An 18,545-nucleotide genomic window follows, 5' to 3' on the forward strand; every position below is an offset into this window, starting at 1 on the left:
ATATTGCTGATTTTAGATATTTTTTTAACATCTACCTAAAGTAGTAAGCTACTGTATATTTTACAAAGTGAATTGTTATTAGCAATATCATTATAGATAAATCTAATCCGTTGAACGGTGGTATATATCTTCTAATAATCTTTAGTGGTGGATATGTCAATTGGTTCAAGATGTGCATTATGCTACTGACAGTTTCATTATATATGTTCACCATATTAAGTTTAACCAGCCAGTTTAGGACAACCCAACATATTAGAATGAAGCTATAAAGATCAAGTAACGTATTGAGTAGATATATGATTGGATGCATACATATCTATTACACGAAAGTTATATAAAAGACAAGTATTTAGCCTTTTCAAACTCAAAATGTTGTTTTTGCTGAACCAAAAAAAACTTCATTTTTTGAGCTGCGCAAAGCCACCTAAAGTAGAGAATGGACAAGGAAGGAGGGGTGTATAATATATATTAATGTTGATATTTATTTCTTATAAATATCATCTCTATGTCCTATCTCTGTGATAGTTACTATATGATCTAATTGATTTACTCTGTAAATTACACGATAGTCACCAACTCTTAGCCTTCTACATCCTTTTAAGTTATGATGTAGTGGTTCACCAAAATTTATTGGGTCAACTGTAAGACGTTCTTTTATAGCCTTTTGAACTCTTAGCCTTATTATCTTTGGAAGGTTTGGTAAATCTTTTTCAACAACACTCTTTAGAGACTTAACCTTGTAACGCTCTAATCCCACTTAATATCTTCAAAATCAACTGTTTCTGCACCTTCAACATCACGCTCATCAGAAATTTTAGATACTAAAAAATCCTCCATTTCAAGCTCAACTGCTTCTCTAAATAGTTTTCCTGCTAATTCTTGAACGGGCTGTTTAGTAAATTCAGATAATTCAGCAAGATGCTTTAAAGTTTCTTCGCTAAGAGCTATGTTAATGCCTGAATTTGCCATATGTTTTACCAAAGTCCACTAATAATTATACAACATTTTTTTTAATTTTTCAATAAAGAAAGGAGTGGTGTATAAAAATATATTTAATGTTTCAGTAGGTCCAATATTGCCTGCTTGTAAATATTGTCCCTGTGTCCTATTGAAACAATAATTACTATACGTTTTACAGTATTTACACGGTAGACAATACGATAATCATCAGCAACTTTTATTCTTCTATGTTCCTTTAATCTCTTGCGTAGCAACACACCGTTACCAATAGGATCAGTCTCAAGATACTCTTTTATTGCATCTTTAATACTTGGCTTTACATCTTCCGGCAAGGAAGGCAAATTTCTTTTAAGAACATGCTTTAGATATTTAATGGTGTATTGCTTATTTCCAGATGTCTTCACTATCCTCTACTTCTTCTGTATCATCAGAATTTAACTCCCTAATAATTTTGGAAAATGCAATATCTTCCGCTTCAAGTTCGATTGCTTCCTTGACTAGCTTTTCTGTTAATTTTTGAACAGACTGCTTGGTGGCTCTAGCTAGTTCAACAAGATGCTGCGAAGTTTCTGGGTTGAAAGTTACACTAACTTTTGAATTTACCATCAGTTTTACCAAAGTCTACTACTATAGCTATTTTACAACATTTTTTTTAATTTTTCAATAAAGGAAGGAGGGCTGTATAAAAATATATTTAATGTTTATCAAGTAGCCTTCTCATAAATGGTGTCTCTATGTCCTGCTGTAGCAACAAATACCTTATGTTTTGCAATATTTACAGTATAAATAATTCGATAATCACTAACCCTTATTCTTCTATACCCTTTTAGCCTGCCACGTAATGGTTTACCAAATTTAATTGGATCAGTTGTAAGCCGCTCGTTTATCGCTTTTGTAATCCTTGATCTTATTGTTTTTGGAAGATTTAGAAAATCTCTTTCAGTAAAGTTTTTTGAGTAGACAATATCGTATTTCAGTTTATGTCCTCTCCCTTTCAGATAGTACTGTATTCCAGTCTACATCCTCACATTCCTTAATAGTTTTATATAACGCAATATCTTCTACTTCGCACTCGATTCCTTCGATGACTAACCTTTTTGCTAGTTCTTGAACGGATTCCTTGGTGATTTCAGCTAACTTAGTAAGGTTATGTGAAGTTTTTGGGTCAAAAGTTATACTAATTCCTGAATCTGTCATATGTTTTACCAAAGTCTACTAATAATTATACAACATTTTTCTGAATTTTTCAATAAAGGAAGTTGATGATATGTAAGAAAAATTTTGCCACCTGCGTTAATAAATAATTAAAGATTTAGCATATTTATCTACCCTCTATTCTATTACTTAAGTTAGACCACTTTTTTCTATTAATATTTTTTGTTTATAAAGATGAGCAGTTACTCATCACGCAGTTGATCTATGGATATAATACTACCGTTTGATAGTTTTTCAGTACATTTTTCACTTTTGTATTCTTTATCAGAGTCGATACTGATTTTGTCAAATATTAAAACATCTCCTGAAATTTTATCACGAAACTCACTAATAGCAAAAAACGGTATAGTAATTCGCTCTTGTTTTCCTTGAAAACTCAAACTGACGCTAAATTTATCCTCAGAAACTTTTAAATCATAGAATTGATGCTGTAATATAATAAGCATTTGAGTAGGGTATGACTTTTTCAAACGATCTGGCATGGTCACACCATTAAAATATGTGAAAAATAATATTTCTAAGTGAGGGATAAAACCATTACCTGATATAACATCTAAAGTCTTTTTGATAACTTGAAACTTAGCAGAATTAAGCAGTTTTTTGTAATCTGTTTGCTCCATATAACTTTCACATACGTAAATTTTGGGGAACTTCTGTTACCCGGCGTTCCCTGAACCGTGCTTATAGCAATGAAGTTATAGTGCTTAAATTAAGCAGCTATTGCGTCGACATTGTCTTCAGCAGCAAAATTATCGTTTGCATTTAAATTATGAACTCTTAGCGGTGGTGTCTAACCGAGCAAAGCTACCATCTTTACTATGCATGTCGATCCTTATTCGTCCCCATATAAATTAAAAAACATGGTGAAGACGCCGAGTACTGCCCTCGGGTCCAATACACCTATTACAAGGTAATTTTATTGCTATAGTACACAAAATGTACATAGCTATTATATAGCAACATTAAATAAATGTCAAGATATTATGACCTTAAGTTGATTTATTGCTAAAACAAAATTAATATTTCCAGTAAAAAATTCTGTGCTCTTAACCTGACACATATGGCTTTTTGAATACTCCCAATGAAAATATTTATAAATAAATATTTACTCTTCTTTTTTATTGTTTTTAGGTTTTTCTTGATCAACCATTTCTCCACCGATCTCTTTTATTTTTAGTATCAACGACTCTGGTACATACATGTCAATTACTTCTTCTGCTGTCACAAATAAAGCCTGATAAGAGTGTGAATTTATTATCCAATTAGGCAATATGTCTTCTGCTTCTATTTTATACTCTCCCTCTTTTTTGTCATATACTGTGTAGCAATATAAGTGCACAGCAAAAAATAATACATAAGAGAGCAATATTCCTTTAAGCACTCCGAGAAAGATTCCAGTAACTCTATCGATAAACCCCAACCTTATGGGTGATAATATGTACATTAGCCAGTTATTTATTATCATGAATATAAGATTAAGTATAATAAATACAGAGATTGTAGAAAGTATGTTTAGTGTAACTTTAGAATCAAAATATTTACTATAATTTGGAGCGAAAAAATCATAGTGATTAGCTGTCAGAAAGACCGATAAAAATAGAAACATTAGTGCGCATAGCTCTTTTATAAAGCCTCTAGTTACCGAGATTATTACGCATAGAACAACAATGAAGATAATTAGGCTATCGAAAAGCATGTTTTATATCTATATGGTTTTCAAGATATAATAGTTGTAAATAACAAGGTTGTAAAATTAATTGTATTTATGCTGCATCAATTGATCTAAATACCTAGCGATCATGTCAATTTCTAAATTCAAATAATCATTTACTTTGTTGTACTGAAAAGTTGTATTTTCCCATGTATAGGGAGTGATATTTACTGTAAATTCCTGATTAATAACTGAATTCACTGTGAGGGAAACCCCATCTAGTGTAACGGAGCTTTTTTTTGCAACAAATTTAATTAATTCTTGTGGGCACGATAGTTTGATTTCATGAGAATCTAAATTTTGATTAATTGTTAAAAATTTTACTATCCCATCAACATGACCCTGAACCAGGTGGCCATCGATCTTATCGCTTAATCTCATTGCTTGTTCGAGATTTATTTTTTTTCCTATTCTCCACGTATTTAAGTTAGCAACCTTCATAGTTTCTTGAGATGCTTGGACTGTAAATGTATCGCTCATTATATCAACAACAGTTAAACACACACCAGAGCAAGCTATTGAATCTCCTTTATTTATAGAGGATAAATTTTGTGTCTTGATATGGAAAATTTGATCAGAGTTGGAGTGAGTGGTAGTATCAGTTATAGTCCCGATATCCGTGATAATTCCTTTAAACATATGGTGAAAATAAATAATTTTACCATGAAAAATTTTTTACAACAACTTATTTCTATTTTGTTATAGTTAAAGTAATTCTGGTTTACCGACAATTTAAAAAACGACAAATTCGTCATCCCGCTACGTGTTAGCGGGATCTAGAGATACCGTGACGGTATGACGTAGGAAAACTGAGCCTGCACTAGCTATAGGCGCGAGAAAGGGGATCGTTTTCACTTACTTGTTCAATAGATTCTATAGAATATTCAGAATATATGAAATAAGCCAAACTCAGAACACATAATGCAGTTAATATTGGTAACCCTATGTTCAATGCTAGCCCAATACTTTCTCTTTTTTCTGGTGGCACTAATCCTTTTAACATTGACACTTTTCCTAACGGAAAATGCCATAAGCAAAGTGTTGATGCAGATGCTACTATTATAAATAGACAAAAATAAGCCTTTTTTGAGGAAAATACAGTTTTTAATGATGATTTGAGTGTAATGTTAGTAGGTGGTAGAGTTTTAGCTTCATTTGTTGCTGGTGAAAGATCTTTAATTGGTAAAGGGTTTGTAGATTTATGAGGAGTATTTTCATGTTGTGGAGAAGGTTGTTGTATATAAACACCTGAAACTAATTTAAGCAATTGCTCTTTTTTTCTATATACTTGTTTTTGTAAATATTCTTTACCTAAAAGTGAGTTACTAAGAGGTTGTGGCCTTTCGAGTATCTGTAATACTTCTGATATCTCGCCTGGCTCTAATATTGCATGTAATTGTTTATCTTGAAAGTAAACAATATTGAATACTGAGCTGAAAATATTGCAAAATGTTTCTGGATCTTGATTTTTGTATCCACTCATCACTTCAATAAATATTTTATCGAGTTTTTTCCCCCTGTGCTCAATTTGGTTATCTATCATAGCTACTCTAGCATCATTTTGTGCTTGTTTTATGGCTAATGGTTTTTCTTTCTCTGATAGTTCTTTGGTCTGCTTTTTTGACTTCTTTTTTCTGTTAGCCTTAAAATACTCTGTGTGCGAAGTAGTTTGACCTACATTCTGTTCTGCTTCTTGAGGTATTGGATTTTCTATACTACCCCCTGTCATCCGAGTAGCTTGACTACTTGGATCCATGTTTCTTTTTTCCTGGTCAAACGCTGGAATAACACCAAATGGTATATTGTTGCTCTTTATAGAAAATTTTGGCAATTGTTGGGAAAAGAATTGTGACGTATTAAAAAAATTGGGTAGACAGAAAAAAGATCTAAACCAGAAAACGTTTTCATGCATTGCAGCAACTACTATCGAAACACGTGTAACTTGTTTTCCATTATTTGTTACATCGAAGCCAAATGAGCCTGTAACTGGTACGATTTGTTTATTTTGTGCATTTTTTTGGTTAGTTTCACTCTGTTCTTTTTTGTCTTCATTTTCAGTTTTTTCTGCATGTTGTAGCTTTTCATTTAGAAATAACTCGATTTGGTACAAGTTGTCCAGGTTAATGTTTTCAACGTCTGTTTGTAGCGTTATCGTTGTGCCCTGCAGAAGGATTTGAGGCGGAGCACTATTTACGAATTCTTCTACAGTTTTATAACTGTTAGTTTTACAGTAGTTATTATATAGTTCACTGCTTTCTTTGGGCACTTTTATGTTGGCTGTAAAATTTTTTTCCCGGGAAAGGCAGATTTTGAAAAAATTAATTAAAGAGTTTATTCGAAATAATCTTATATTAAAGGTGTCTTTATCTGTTGCTGTTAGCTCAAATGAAAATTCTTGTATATTACTTTCAATACTTCTCGAGCGAATAGTACTGATCTTAATTGTTTCGCTAGAAAATGCTTTACTTATGTTTCTGGATTTTTCCTTAAAGAGCTTAGGTAAATCCTCTATTTTATACTTATTCTTAGTTTCAGTATTACTGTTGTGCATAGTTGATACAGCAAATTCATCAACGCAAAGGTAAATAAAAAAGATTAATCAGTCAATAAATTAATAATCAGAATAGGGCAATTTTTCGGATTGTTGATGATATTTAAAATTTCACTATAATGAAAGTTTAAGCCAGCGTTTTTAAGATGAATAAAGAGTTATTAGATGACATACTTTCACTTGAAGATAAAGCAGTTTCCGAAATTGAGAATGCTTCTTCTTTACAAGATTTAGAAAAAGTTAGGCTATCATATTTGGGAAAAAAGGGTGTAATTAAAGCTTATTTTGACAACTTAAAAGAGATAGAAGACGCAGGAAAAAAGCGCAATTTAGGCGAAGTTATCAACGTTTTACGTAATAAGCTAGATCAGCTTATAATGAATAAGGAGAATATACTAAAAGCCGAAGAAGTTAACTTTAAATTGCAGAACGAGGCAGTTGATATCACGTTGTCTGCGAGGCCAGAAAAAATTGGCAAGGTCCATCCACTCAGTAAGGTTCTAAATGAAGTAAAGCTTATTTTTGCACATATGGGTTTTAAGGCAGTTGATGGCCCTGACATTGAAGATGAATTTCATGTATTTGATGCACTGAATACTCCAAGTCATCATCCTGCACGAGAGGAGCAAGATACCTTCTACTTAAAGAATAAAATAGATGATAAAAGAATGGTACTGCGCACTCACACCTCATCTGTACAGATTAGAACCATGGAAAAAACAAAAAAATTCCCAATTAAAATAGTAGCCGCAGGTAGAGTATACAGAAACGACTTTGATGCAACTCACACCCCTATGTTCCATCAAATAGAGGGGTTATATGTCGATGAGAATGTCAATATGGGCCAGTTAAAATTTACTATTCATCACTTCCTTAATAAGTTCTTTGGCGATAAAGGGCTGAAGATACGTTTTCGTAATAGTTTTTTCCCTTTTACCGAGCCTTCTGCGGAAGTGGACATAAGTTATAAAGGTAGTAAATGGATAGAAGTACTGGGATGCGGTATGACGCATCCAAATGTATTTCAAAATGTTGGAATAGACCATACTAAATACAACGGTTTTGCGTTTGGCATTGGTATAGAAAGGCTTGCAATGCTAAAATATCAAATTAGCGACTTGAGGAGCTTTTATGACAACAAAATCAGCTGGCTTGATCATTACGGTTTTCATTTTTCATCTTTAAGATAAGTGATAAGTAAAACTCATACGTTCGTTATACTTGCTTCAGGGCATGGCAGGCGGATGAATTCAGATTTGCCTAAGGTCCTACACAAAATAGGCAGTTTTTCCATGCTCCAGCATGTCATTTACAATGCAAAACAGTTAAATCCTGAAAATATTGCTGTTGTAGTTGATCAGCCTTTAATTGAAAGACTAAAGTGTTTTAAGGATATACAGTTAATTACACAAGAATTAACACTTGGCACGGGAGATGCGGTCAAAACTGCGATGAGAAACCTAAGAGAATTGCCAGATTCAAGCATAGTTGTTGTGCAGTATGGGGATACTCCGCTCATAAAAAGCAGCACAATAACTAAAATGATTAGTTATTTAGAAGGCAAGGCTCTAGTTTGCCTAGGTTTTAGGACAAGCAATAAAGAATACGGTAGGTTAATTATTGAGAATGGTTCCTTAAGAGAAATCGTAGAAGCAAAGAGTGATAAAAATAATCATGAAGAATTTCTTGCAAATGCTGGAATAATGGTTGCATGTGCAAAGAATTTACGTGAATTGGTGGAGAAAATAGAGTGCAATAGCTCAACTCATGAATATTACTTGACCGATATAGTTTCCATTGCAGTGAAGAGTAATTTAAATGTCGGTTACGTTATTACCGGTGGAGAAGAAGCAACGGGAATAAATAACAGAAATGACCTTATAAAAGCTGAGTTTTACTTTCAAGAAAATAAAAGAAAAATTTTTACCGACTCCGGAGTAACGCTTGTTGCACCAGAGACTGTTTTCTTTTCTCTTGATACGCAAATTGCCAGAGATTCAGTTATTTACCCATATGTTTTTTTCGGTACTGGAGTGAAAATAGAGTCTGGTGCGAAAATACTGCCATTTTCGCATTTAGAAAACTGCTTAATTAAAAGTAATGCTGAGGTCGGTCCATTTACCAGAATACGCGGAAACACAACAATTGGTAATAAGGCAAAAATAGGAAATTTTGTGGAAGTGAAAACAAGTGAAGTTGGTCAAAACACTAGAATAAAACACTTAAGTTATATAGGAAATGCTAAAGTAGGGCAGGAGAGTAATATAGGAGCAGGCACTATTGTTTGTAATTATGATGGGAAAAATAAACATGAAACGAATATAGGGAGCAATTGCTTTGTTGGCGCCAATAGCTCACTAATTGCGCCGCTTAATATTCATGATGAATCTGTAATTGCAGCAGGTAGTGTTATAGTTGAGGATGTACCAGAAAAAAGCCTTGCAATAGCAAGAGAAAAGCAAGTAACTAAGAGAATAAAGTAGTCTAATTTAATTATGTTGTTGTGTCATTTTTAATATTAGACTTCTTGCATAACCATATAACAAACTTTTATTGGGAATAGAAACAAAAAAACTTCCTTGACAAACTCCGCCAGCCCCCTTATCATAACAGTGAAGCTATTGTATTTGCTTTCGCCAATCTGCAGATTAAAAGGTAAGGATTACTTAATGTATCGGCGTCTTATGTTCAATTTTTTGCAGTATATAGATACTGTATGTCTTTACAAAACTTCATCTACATCTAGATTTTTATCTAAATAAGCTGAACGCGCTTATAAAGCGTTACAAGACATCAAAAGATGCCAATACTCGACAGAGATAGTAAAAGACTAGCTAACTCGGGGGTCCTTTGTCTTTTTTTCTGCTTAGTAAATTTCTTAAACATTTGCAGCGTAGGTTAGTTGCAATTAAAAGCAGCTAAATTGCAGTGTTTAAGACTTAAAAAACGCCAATACTGAAAATAGACAATGACTAGGGTTTCTTTTGCCTTTTTTTTCATTTGGTAAATTCCTTAATGTTTATGGCTAAACGACAATCGTCATCCCGCTGCTTGTTAGCGGGATCTATTGCTGAGATACCGCGAATGAATCGCGGTATGACGGTTCGCGGCGGTATGACGTAGGACTGCTGTCATCCCAGTGCGTGACACTGGAATGCCAAAAAAGGATGATGTCATCCTAGTGCTCCTTTTTTTGTCATCCGAGTAGCTGACACTTGGATGACATCGTCATAAAGGAACCAGTGTCAAGCTACTCGGATGACAGGAGAAGGGGCTACTTGCATGACGGTGTCGGTAAACTTAGAGCTATAATAACTATTTGCCTTTTTTCTGCTTAGGTTATGCAAGAAGTCTACTGTCTGAGAAAAGGTAGATAAAAGATGAAAACAGATAGAAGTATTTTAGTAGCTCAAAAAGAACGTTAAGTCATGCTTTTTATTTATATTGACAGCGTATATGACATCGTTTACGATTAAAGTTAATAACAATAATTTATATTTATCATGTTTGCAGTAATTGAGACTGGTGGAAAGCAATATTTAGTAAAAGAAGGTAGTATAATAAAGGTAGAGAAGTTAGAAGCTGAAGAAAAAAAAGAGGTGGAAATCAATAAGGTGATTTGTATTTCAAATAGTGGCTTATCTTATTCATCTAATGCTACTGTTAAAGCTGAAGTGTTGGAGCAGTGCAGGGGGGAAAAAATTATAATCTTTAAGAAGAAAAGAAGAAAAAATTACCGTAGGAAAACTGGTCATAGGCAGTATATAACTGTTCTTCGTATAAATGAAATTAGTCTTCAAAAGTAAGAGGTAAGATATGGCAACTAAAAAATCAGGTGGTAGTTCCTGTAATGGTAGAGATTCAGCGGGTCGTAGGTTAGGAATAAAGAAGAATGGGAAGGTTATTCCTGGTAACATAATTGTGCGCCAAAGAGGCACAAAATTCCATCCTGGAAAGAATGTTGGTATAGGTAAAGATCATACGATTTTTGCTAAAATAGAAGGCTGGGTCAGCTTTAGAAGATCAGCAAATAAAAAGACTTTTATTGATATCTTGCCTACAGATAATATGAAAGCTTCAGCTTGAATAAATCAGGGGTCTGTAGCTCAGGTGGTTAGAGCGCACGCCTGATAAGCGTGAGGTCGGAGGTTCAACTCTTCCCAGACCCACCATTTAGTAGTTACTAACTGTGTTTTCTATAGCGGTTTTGATATTGTATAAGCAAAAACATGAGTTTATATAAAAATTTAGTAACCAGTGAATCAGTGGCGGCTGGTCATCCAGATAAAGTAGCAGATCAAATTTCAGATGCAATACTTGATGAGTACCTTTTTACTGATCCTTTTGCGCGAGCTGCAATAGAGACTTTAGTCAGCAAAGATAACGTTATTATAGCTGGGGAAGTGTTTGGGCCTAACATCAAAAATAGCAGGATTGAAAGTATTGTACGGAATACAATAAAAGATATTGGTTACAAGCACGATGGGTTCCACTGGAGAAAAGTGAAAGTAAATATATTGCTGCATGAGCAATCAAATGACATTGCAATAGGGTTGGATCAAGGTGCTGGAGATCAGGGCATAATGTATGGCTATGCAACAACAGAGACAGAAAACCTTATGCCGGCACCCATTTTTTATGCACACTCGATTCTGAAAAATATCATGAGCGCAGTTAAAGAAGCAAAACTTGGTCCAGATGCAAAGTCACAAATCACTTTGGCATATGAGAATAACCTCCCGGTACGTGCTGAAAGTATTATTGTCTCAATACAGCACCCTGAGGATTTGGATCAATCAAAAGTAAAAGAAATAATTTACCCTTACATAGTTTCATCTTTACCTGAAGGATGGATGTGTCCTGAGGAAAATCTCTTAGTCAATCCAACTGGTAGATTTGTTATTGGTGGACCGGTTAGTGATTGTGGATTAACCGGACGAAAAATTATGGTTGATACTTATGGAGGTTATATTCCACACGGTGGAGGAGCGTTTTCCGGAAAAGATGCAACCAAAGTTGATAGATCTGCGGCTTATATGGCAAGATATCTTGCTAAAAATATTGTCTTTGCAGGTTTGGCTGAACGTTGTCTTGTGCAGCTTTCTTATGCAATTGGTGTATCAAAACCTACTTCATTCTATATTGATACATTTGGTGCGAATAAGGTAGAGGAAAGAGTAATTAAAAAGTTTATCGAGAATAATATAGATTTATCAACAAAAGGCATAATCAAGCATTTATCGCTTAATCATCCTATATATAAACGTACAGCCTGTTATGGACATTTTGGTAAAGAGTCAGAAAGTGACGGTGGATTTTCTTGGGAAAGCATAAACTTGTCTGCTGATCTTCGTAGAGAATTCAATATAGAAGGTAATAGTAAAATTTCTTTAGATTGCTAAAATTTTTGATTTACAGCCCCATATTTATATACTAGCTTATTGTTAAAGCATAGCACGCTTTTTCATAATAATTATACCATATTAGTAATAATTTTTATATTCAATTTTTATTGTGAGGCTTATAAAGTGTATAAGGAAATAGAAGGAGAACTGTACAACGTAATTGTAAGAGGTTGTCCGGAAACAAGTAAAAGGCTATAATATCTGAAATTTTAGTACGGGGTAAAGATGAGAAAAAAGTATCCAACAGATCTAAGCGAAAGGGAATGGGCAAGAATAGAAAAACACTTCAGAGTATCATACAAGAAAGGAGGAAGGCCGCCAAAGTATAGCAAAAGAGAAATATTAGAAGCAATTTTCTATGTATTGCGTACAGGGTGTCAATGGCGGTATTTACCAAATGATTTTCCGCTATGGAAGACTGTGTATGAGCAGTTCAGGCAATGGAAGAAGCAGGGAATTTTTGAGAAAATGAATTATGAAATTACAAAATATAGTAGAAGAAAAATAGGAAGGAATGAGCAGCCGAGTGCCTGTATAGTAGATAGTCAATCTGTAAAGACTACAGAAAAGGGGGGATCAAAGGCTATGATGGAAGTAAAAAAGTAAAGGGTAGAAAAAGGCATATAATTACAGACACTCAGGGTTTTATACTAGGTTGTTACGTAGGCGCTGCTAACGAAAATGATAGAGATGGTATTAAAATAGCATTAAACAATATGAGAACAAAATATACTAAAGTTAAAAAAATGTGGGCTGACATGGGATACCAAGGAAGAAATTTAAAGAATCACATAAAGGAAGAATATGACATAGATATTGAAATTGTTAAAAGGCCTCCATGTAGATTTTGGGTGCACAAAGATACGCCACCTGAGCTACTACCAACAAGAGAACAAGGGTTTAAAGTACAGCCAAGAAGATGGGTTGTAGAAAGGACTTTTGCTTGGGTTAATAGGAATAGAAGGCTATCGAAGGAGTATGATTTACTCACAACATCCACTGAGAATTTCATATACCTAGCTATGAGTAGGGTTATGTTAAAGAGGGAATATGCTTGAATTTACTAGTTTCCGGACAACCTCTAAAAGAGTTTTCTGATCTTATTGATAAAATAAAAGAACACCCTTTTAATGTTGAATTGATAAATAATACATTAGATTATGAAAAATTCAAATTCTACCTTCAGCAGGATTTTCTGTATTGTATAGATTGCGCTCGTGCTTTTTTAATTGTTGCAGCTAGAGTTGATGATATTGAAATGATGAGTAGTTTAATCAATTTGGCACAAGGAGCATTTTATGTTCGAGAACAGTATAAAAAATATTTTGAAGATTGTGATCTATCTGATGATCACAAAAAGTCAAGAGCTTGTTCTGCCTTTACTGACTTTTTCATGAGTGCCGCATATCACAATTCTGTTAATGAAGCTTTAGTAGCATCTTATTCTTGCTTTAACATATACCAAATCGTTATACGTCATATGGTAAATGAGATAACAACTAAAGGGGTTAAAAATAACAAATACAAAGAGTGGATCAACATTTATAGTAGCGAAACAGTAAATGCTGTAATTGATGAGGTTACTGATATTACAAATAAGCTATATAAAAAAGCTAGTGACTGTGAAAAAAAGAGGATGTATGAGTTTTTTAAGAAAGGGCTGGAATTAGAAATAATGTTTTGGGATGAGGCATATTACTCTAATATATCTAGCAAAGAATATTAGCAGCGGATTATTTACGTTAACTTGATCTTTTATCGGTAACTACAGTGTTCAGTGGCATAATTAGGAGCTGTTACGGGTCAAATCTTTTAAAGGATATAATTGAGCATCCTTTTAATGTTGAGTTAGCGAATAACACCCTAAATATAGAGAACTTCAAATTCTATGCTCAACAAAAGACGTTGTTCTTAGGTGATTATATTCGTACCACCTTAATTACTGCATCCAAAATGGAAGATTATAGTAGTATTATCTCGCTTGCTGAAGTAGCCCAAAGAGTAGTGACTGTTAATAGAATGCTATATGACTACTACTTTACTATGTACGGTATAAGTCGCGAAAAGAAATCTCTTGAGTGTTTTAATTTCACTAATTTTCTTTTATCCATCTCGCATAGTAATACCTATGAGGCTATGACGGTTTTGTATTCTTGCATGTTTATATACGAGACTGTCGTTGATAGCATGAAAAATAGATTCAAGAAAAATAATAGATATAGGGATTGGTTTAATTTTTGTTACAGTGATTCAGTAAAGTCTGGATGCATTATTTTGGAAAATATTGTTGATGGATATTGCAGCAGAGCAAGAGAAAACGAAAAGAGCAGAATGCTTGAGTTGTTTAGAATAACTGCACAATTTGTGTTAGATTTTTTGAACGGTGCATATAATTTTTCAAGATTCAATCAATTTCCTAAGGAACATTGACAATTTTAAGCTAATTTGTATCCTTAATAAGTATTTTTTAAAATGCTATGAAAAGTAAAGAACATGATTTTCATTTAGTGGATCCAAGCCCTTGGCCAATTGCTGTATCAGCAGCAATTCTTATTCTTGCACTTGGATTAGTTGGCGCGCTTCATAAACAAATTGTCGGAATGTTTTGTTTAGTTTTGGGAATCTCCGCAGTATCAGGGGTGCTGTTTTATTGGTGGAGAGATGTAATAAGGGGGGCCATTTATGACAAATGTCACACTGCCATTGTAAAACATGGACTCAAATTTGCAATGTACTTGTTTATTCTCTCGGAGGTCGTATTTTTTATAGTGTTCTTTTGTTCATTCTTTAAAGCCTGGCTTGATCCAGTTTTTTTATTTGAGGCGTTTTCTCCTGCAAAAAAAGTTGAATGGCCCCCTGAGGGAATTTTGCCACCTGATCCGTGGTCACTACCATTCATGAATACATTAATATTATTGCTTTCTGGTACAACAATTACTTGGGCAAATCACTCTTTACTTAAAAATGATAAAAAGAGCATGATTAAAATGCTGTCCATAACTATATTGCTTGGAGTTTTTTTTATAATAGTGCAAGCAATAGAGTATCATGAAGCGAGTTTTTCTCTACAAGAAACAGGAGAAAAGCTTATTTATACATCCAATTTTTATATGATTACCGGTTTTCACTGCGCACACGTTATAATAGGAATAATATTTTTATCAGTGTGTTTATTTAGAGCACGGAAAGGCCAATTTACACTTCAGGACCATTTGTGCTTTGAGTTTGCCTCCTGGTATTGGCACTTTGTAGATGTAGTCTGGATATTTTTATTTTTGTTTGTCTATTGGTTAAGCGTTTATTAAGTGGTTAAAATAATAGGTCTAGATCCAGGAATAAGCAAGACTGGGTGGGCCATTATCAGCCTGAACGAAAAAAATAATATTGAATTTTTGGGCGGCGGTACCATATCAACTGATGGTAAATTGGGTACAGGTGAACGCCTACATATAATTTTTGAACAATTAAAGAAAGTAATTTCCCTATACTCTCCGAATGAAGCTGCGGTGGAGAAAATTTTTGTTAATAAAAATCCTAAATCTTCACTAACTTTAGGATATGCAAGAGGGGTTGTAATTTTAGCGTTAAAAATAACAAAGCTAACTATGAATGAATATGATGCAAACTATGTAAAAAAAAGCATTACCGGAAATGGCCATGCTGATAAGGATCAGATTATATTTATGGTGAAGCAAATAGTTAAAAATTTGAGTATAAAATGCCACCATGCTGCTGACGCTCTTGCTGTAGCAATTTGTCATGCTTATACGAAAGGTTCTTGTTTTGTTGAGTAACTTTTATATGGGATTCAGTTTGAAGATTTCCAGATCTGGAAAAACTATTTGATTGTATTTATCTTGTCTAACGTTCGTTGCAAAATAATACATGCGGAGATTTTATCATCTATTTTTTTCGATTTTGTGATTGATATTCCAGTAATTTTTAGTGTATGAGTTGCGATAGATGTTGAGAAGCTTTCGTCTTGTAAGTATATATTTACTTTATATTTTTTTATTATTTTATTTGCGAATTGGATTATAGTTTTACACCATTTAGTTTCTTGCTCGTCCATTTTTAATGGTAGTCCTATTACCATTGATCCAGATTCATTTTCTTTGAATATTCTATGCAGATAACCTAAATCTTTGCTCATATTTTTTCTGTGATATATGCTATGAGCTGTGGCTATGAGCTGTGTTTTATCGCTAAATGCTATGCCTATTTGCTTTTCTCCCATGTCAAGGCACATTATGCGCTTATCTTTTGGAATAGACTTTAGAAACTCATCTGGATTTCTATGTAGCATCTATTAGACTTCCTTTAAAGTGACCTTACCAAAAAAGTGGAGAGAAAGTTAAGAAAATTTTTTACAAAAAGAATAATGAATCAAATTGCTCAGGAATGCAATAGACTTCTTGCATAACCCAAACTAAGTAGAAAAAAGGTATCATCTAAGTAGCTGACACTGGTTTCCATCCAAAAGGGCAGTGCCCCTATGATGTCATTCCAGTGCTTGACACTGGAATCCAGACTTTAATTGTTATACTTGTAAATAAGTCTGGTGAGAATAGACGTTCATCTCAAAATGCAGTATTTTTGTTGAAATAGCTCAACTGGATTCCAGCGTCACGCGCTGGAATGACACCTTTGTGTTTGCATAGCTGTACGAACATTGTGATTTGAGAGCAATCTCCACAAGGGAGGATGTCATTCCAGTGCCCAGACACTGGAATCCAGGAAAAAGAATGGTGTCATGCAAAAAGCCCACTGGGATCCAGAAGACTTAATTTCAACCAAATAATAAAGGCTGGATCCCAGTGCTTGGCACTGGAATGACAGCAATCCTACGTCATACCGCAATTCATTCGCGGTATCTCGGCCGCTAACAAGTAGCGGGATGACGGTTATCGTTTAGCTACAAACATTAAGAAATTTACCAAACGAAAAAAAAGGCAAAAGAAGCCCCGTGGTTGGCTAATTACTTACATTATACTTTCAAGTATGGCGTTTTTTTATTCTAAACACTTAATAACCGCGATTCAGTTGCTTTTAAACCGCAACTAATCTAAATTATAAACGTTAAGAAATTTACTAAACAGAAAAAAAGGCAAAAGAAACCCTAGGGTAGCTAGTTATTCACTATCCATTTTTTAAGTTGGCGTTTTTTTATGTTTTAAACGCTTTATAAGCGCGTTTCAGCTTATGTAGGTAGAAGTTTGATAAAGACATAAGGTGCACATAGTGCAAAAAATTAAACATGAGACGCCAGATACGTGAGTTTTTTTGTCATTTAATCTGTACAGAGAAGATAAATAAATAGCTTCAATTTTATGATAAGAGGGCTGGCGAAGCTTGTCAAGTAATCTTTTGCATTTAACCCGTTTCTATGGGTAAAACAATCTGCATACCACTTAGCTAACATGAGTTTTGTTTTGACTTTTTGTGCTAATTTTGCAGAATATTAAGATTATCATTTAAATAAAATACATGACGAAAGAGGATTGGGAAGCGGTAATTGGGCTTGAGGTGCATGCTCAAGTTTCTTCTAATACGAAGCTATTTTCTAGCTCATCAACGGAATTTGGTGCTGAGCATAACACTCAAGTTTCTCTAGTTGATGCGGCAATGCCAGGTACGCTGCCAATACTAAATTATTACTGCATAGAGCAAGCAATACGCACTGGTCTTGCACTTTCTGCAGAAATTAATAAGTATTCTTACTTTGATCGGAAAAATTATTTTTATCCTGATTTACCGCAAGGTTACCAGATAACCCAGTTTTTTGAGCCAATAGTTAAAAATGGTAGAGTATTTATCAACGACAATGAAAAGGAAATAAGAATTGCGAGAATTCATTTAGAGCAAGATGCAGGAAAGAGCGTTCATGAGGAAAGCAAAACTTATGTAGATTTAAATCGTGCAGGGGTTGCTTTAATGGAAATTGTTTCAGAACCAGATCTCCGTTCATCTGCGGAAGCTGCAGAATGCATGAAAAAATTGAGGCAGATTTTGCGTTACATTGGTTCGTGTGATGGTGATATGGAAAAGGGATCACTTCGTTGTGATGCAAATGTTTCTGTCCGCCTAAAAGGCAGTAGTACATTTGGCACTCGTTGTGAAATAAAAAATCTGAACTCGATACGTTATATTGTGCAAGCTATAGACTATGAAATACAAAGACAAATTGAAATTTTAGAAAGTGGAGAAGAAATAAGTCAAGATACCTTATTGTTTGACGTTGCTTCGGGAAAAACAAAAGTGATGAGAAGCAAAGAGGATGCAAGCGATTATAGATACTTCCCTGAGCCTGATTTATTACCTGTTGAGGTAAGCCAGGATAAAATTGATTTAATTCAATCATCTTTGCCCGAGTTGCCAGATCAAAAAAAGCTGCGATACATTGAGGAATTGGGTATCAATGAATACGATGCAAACGTCATTACCTCCGATAAAGCAATTGCTGATTATTTTGAGGAATTGATAAAAAAACATGATTCAAAGCTCGCCGTTACCTGGTTAACCGTAGAGCTTTTTGGTCGTTTGAATAAAGCAGGTATTGATATTGTGAGCTCCCCAATCAAAGCAAATGCTTTGTCCGAACTCTTAGATTTTATCGTTGATGGAACAATCTCTGCTAAACTTGGCAAGCAGGTATTCGATAGTATGTTTGAAACTGGCAAACCTGCATCTTTAATTATAGAAG

The 18,545-nt window shown here is 34.1% G+C and carries 22 protein-coding genes, 1 tRNA gene, 1 other RNA gene and 1 pseudogene; 12 read left to right on the forward strand and 13 right to left on the reverse strand.

Annotation, left to right across the window (positions count from 1 at the left end):
• Positions 1–31 precede the first annotated feature (31 nt).
• From WG67_RS05840 to WG67_RS00570, 12 genes are all read right to left on the reverse strand, one after another.
• Positions 32–310, reverse strand: coding sequence for a YggT family protein (locus WG67_RS05840; protein WP_006279515.1), 279 nt, complete (start codon positions 308–310; stop codon positions 32–34).
• A 171-nt stretch (positions 311–481) separates the two neighbouring features.
• Positions 482–757 (reverse strand): type II toxin-antitoxin system RelE family toxin, encoded by a 276-nt coding sequence (locus tag WG67_RS00525; RefSeq protein ID WP_007550684.1) that lies wholly within the window; start codon positions 755–757, stop codon positions 482–484.
• Positions 748–969 carry a hypothetical protein gene (locus tag WG67_RS00530; protein WP_006279415.1) on the reverse strand — a complete coding sequence of 74 codons (222 nt, stop codon included), beginning with the start codon at positions 967–969 and terminating at the stop codon, positions 748–750. Before WG67_RS00530 ends, WG67_RS00525 begins: the two co-directional genes overlap by 10 nt.
• A gap of 83 nt (positions 970–1,052) precedes the next feature.
• Positions 1,053–1,364: a type II toxin-antitoxin system RelE family toxin gene (locus tag WG67_RS00535; protein WP_010962380.1), complete on the reverse strand. Its 312-nt coding sequence runs from the start codon at positions 1,362–1,364 to the stop codon at positions 1,053–1,055.
• A complete protein-coding gene (locus tag WG67_RS00540) occupies positions 1,345–1,566 on the reverse strand; it encodes a hypothetical protein (RefSeq protein ID WP_070356737.1) in 222 nt (73 codons plus the stop codon). The genes WG67_RS00535 and WG67_RS00540 overlap by 20 nt, the downstream gene beginning before the upstream one ends.
• Positions 1,567–1,664: 98 nt before the next feature.
• The gene (locus tag WG67_RS05845; protein ID WP_310732675.1) at positions 1,665–1,970 is read right to left on the reverse strand and encodes a type II toxin-antitoxin system RelE family toxin; all 306 of its coding nucleotides are present in this window, start codon (positions 1,968–1,970) and stop codon (positions 1,665–1,667) included.
• Positions 1,939–2,157: a hypothetical protein gene (locus WG67_RS00545; RefSeq protein WP_006279413.1), complete on the reverse strand. Its 219-nt coding sequence runs from the start codon at positions 2,155–2,157 to the stop codon at positions 1,939–1,941. Before WG67_RS00545 ends, WG67_RS05845 begins: the two co-directional genes overlap by 32 nt.
• A gap of 200 nt (positions 2,158–2,357) precedes the next feature.
• Positions 2,358–2,795 carry a ClpXP protease specificity-enhancing factor SspB gene (locus tag WG67_RS00550; protein ID WP_006279412.1) on the reverse strand — a complete coding sequence of 146 codons (438 nt, stop codon included), beginning with the start codon at positions 2,793–2,795 and terminating at the stop codon, positions 2,358–2,360.
• 21 nt (positions 2,796–2,816) lie between these two features.
• Positions 2,817–3,156, reverse strand: a transfer-messenger RNA (tmRNA) gene (gene ssrA, locus WG67_RS00555).
• A 124-nt stretch (positions 3,157–3,280) separates the two neighbouring features.
• Positions 3,281–3,871 carry a CvpA family protein gene (locus tag WG67_RS00560; protein WP_010962383.1) on the reverse strand — a complete coding sequence of 197 codons (591 nt, stop codon included), beginning with the start codon at positions 3,869–3,871 and terminating at the stop codon, positions 3,281–3,283.
• 57 nt (positions 3,872–3,928) lie between these two features.
• A complete protein-coding gene (locus tag WG67_RS00565) occupies positions 3,929–4,525 on the reverse strand; it encodes a riboflavin synthase (RefSeq protein ID WP_010082169.1) in 597 nt (198 codons plus the stop codon).
• 181 nt (positions 4,526–4,706) lie between these two features.
• A complete protein-coding gene (locus WG67_RS00570) occupies positions 4,707–6,437 on the reverse strand; it encodes a hypothetical protein (protein WP_070356738.1) in 1,731 nt (576 codons plus the stop codon).
• Positions 6,438–6,583: 146 nt separating this feature from the next.
• Here WG67_RS00570 and pheS point away from each other — a divergent pair, with 146 nt between their 5' ends.
• The 11 genes and pseudogenes from pheS (at position 6,584) to ruvC (ending at position 15,636) form a co-directional block, all read left to right on the forward strand.
• Positions 6,584–7,627, forward strand: a complete 1,044-nt coding sequence (pheS, locus tag WG67_RS00575; protein ID WP_010082249.1) for a phenylalanine--tRNA ligase subunit alpha — start codon at positions 6,584–6,586, stop codon at positions 7,625–7,627.
• On the forward strand, positions 7,628–8,920 hold the full coding sequence (glmU, locus tag WG67_RS00580; protein WP_010962387.1) for a bifunctional UDP-N-acetylglucosamine diphosphorylase/glucosamine-1-phosphate N-acetyltransferase GlmU: 1,293 nt from the start codon (positions 7,628–7,630) through the stop codon (positions 8,918–8,920). It begins immediately after the preceding gene.
• 1,020 nt (positions 8,921–9,940) lie between these two features.
• On the forward strand, positions 9,941–10,243 hold the full coding sequence (rplU, locus tag WG67_RS00585) for a 50S ribosomal protein L21 (RefSeq protein ID WP_010082251.1): 303 nt from the start codon (positions 9,941–9,943) through the stop codon (positions 10,241–10,243).
• A 10-nt stretch (positions 10,244–10,253) separates the two neighbouring features.
• Positions 10,254–10,523, forward strand: a complete 270-nt coding sequence (rpmA, locus tag WG67_RS00590) for a 50S ribosomal protein L27 (protein WP_010082252.1) — start codon at positions 10,254–10,256, stop codon at positions 10,521–10,523.
• 9 nt (positions 10,524–10,532) lie between these two features.
• A tRNA-Ile gene (locus WG67_RS00595) sits at positions 10,533–10,609 on the forward strand.
• A gap of 57 nt (positions 10,610–10,666) precedes the next feature.
• A complete protein-coding gene (gene metK / locus WG67_RS00600; RefSeq protein WP_070356739.1) occupies positions 10,667–11,839 on the forward strand; it encodes a methionine adenosyltransferase in 1,173 nt (390 codons plus the stop codon).
• 228 nt (positions 11,840–12,067) lie between these two features.
• Positions 12,068–12,900 (forward strand): annotated as a pseudogene (locus WG67_RS05855) (IS5 family transposase).
• Complete coding sequence (locus WG67_RS00615; protein ID WP_070356740.1) at positions 12,897–13,568, forward strand: TenA family protein; 672 nt, start codon at positions 12,897–12,899, stop codon at positions 13,566–13,568. The pseudogene WG67_RS05855 and the gene WG67_RS00615 overlap by 4 nt, the downstream one beginning before the upstream one ends.
• 44 nt (positions 13,569–13,612) lie before the next feature.
• Positions 13,613–14,272 (forward strand): TenA family protein, encoded by a 660-nt coding sequence (locus WG67_RS00620; RefSeq protein ID WP_010962391.1) that lies wholly within the window; start codon positions 13,613–13,615, stop codon positions 14,270–14,272.
• A 47-nt stretch (positions 14,273–14,319) separates the two neighbouring features.
• Positions 14,320–15,147 (forward strand): cytochrome c oxidase subunit 3, encoded by an 828-nt coding sequence (locus WG67_RS00625; RefSeq protein ID WP_070356741.1) that lies wholly within the window; start codon positions 14,320–14,322, stop codon positions 15,145–15,147.
• On the forward strand, positions 15,148–15,636 hold the full coding sequence (gene ruvC / locus WG67_RS00630; RefSeq protein WP_038199503.1) for a crossover junction endodeoxyribonuclease RuvC: 489 nt from the start codon (positions 15,148–15,150) through the stop codon (positions 15,634–15,636).
• Between the two features lie 44 nt (positions 15,637–15,680).
• Here ruvC and ruvX read toward each other — a convergent pair whose 3' ends face one another.
• Entirely contained in the window at positions 15,681–16,148 is a 468-nt protein-coding gene (ruvX, locus tag WG67_RS00635; RefSeq protein WP_010082183.1) for a Holliday junction resolvase RuvX, read from the reverse strand.
• Positions 16,149–17,329: 1,181 nt separating this feature from the next.
• On the opposite strand from ruvX, the gene gatB reads away from it, so the two are divergent.
• Positions 17,330–18,545 (forward strand): Asp-tRNA(Asn)/Glu-tRNA(Gln) amidotransferase subunit GatB (gene gatB, locus WG67_RS00640; protein ID WP_458694954.1); only part of this gene is annotated, 1,216 nt, incomplete at its 3' end.

Origin of the sequence: Wolbachia endosymbiont of Drosophila incompta, assembly GCF_001758565.1 — a bacterium.
Classification (GTDB): domain Bacteria; phylum Pseudomonadota; class Alphaproteobacteria; order Rickettsiales; family Anaplasmataceae; genus Wolbachia; species Wolbachia pipientis.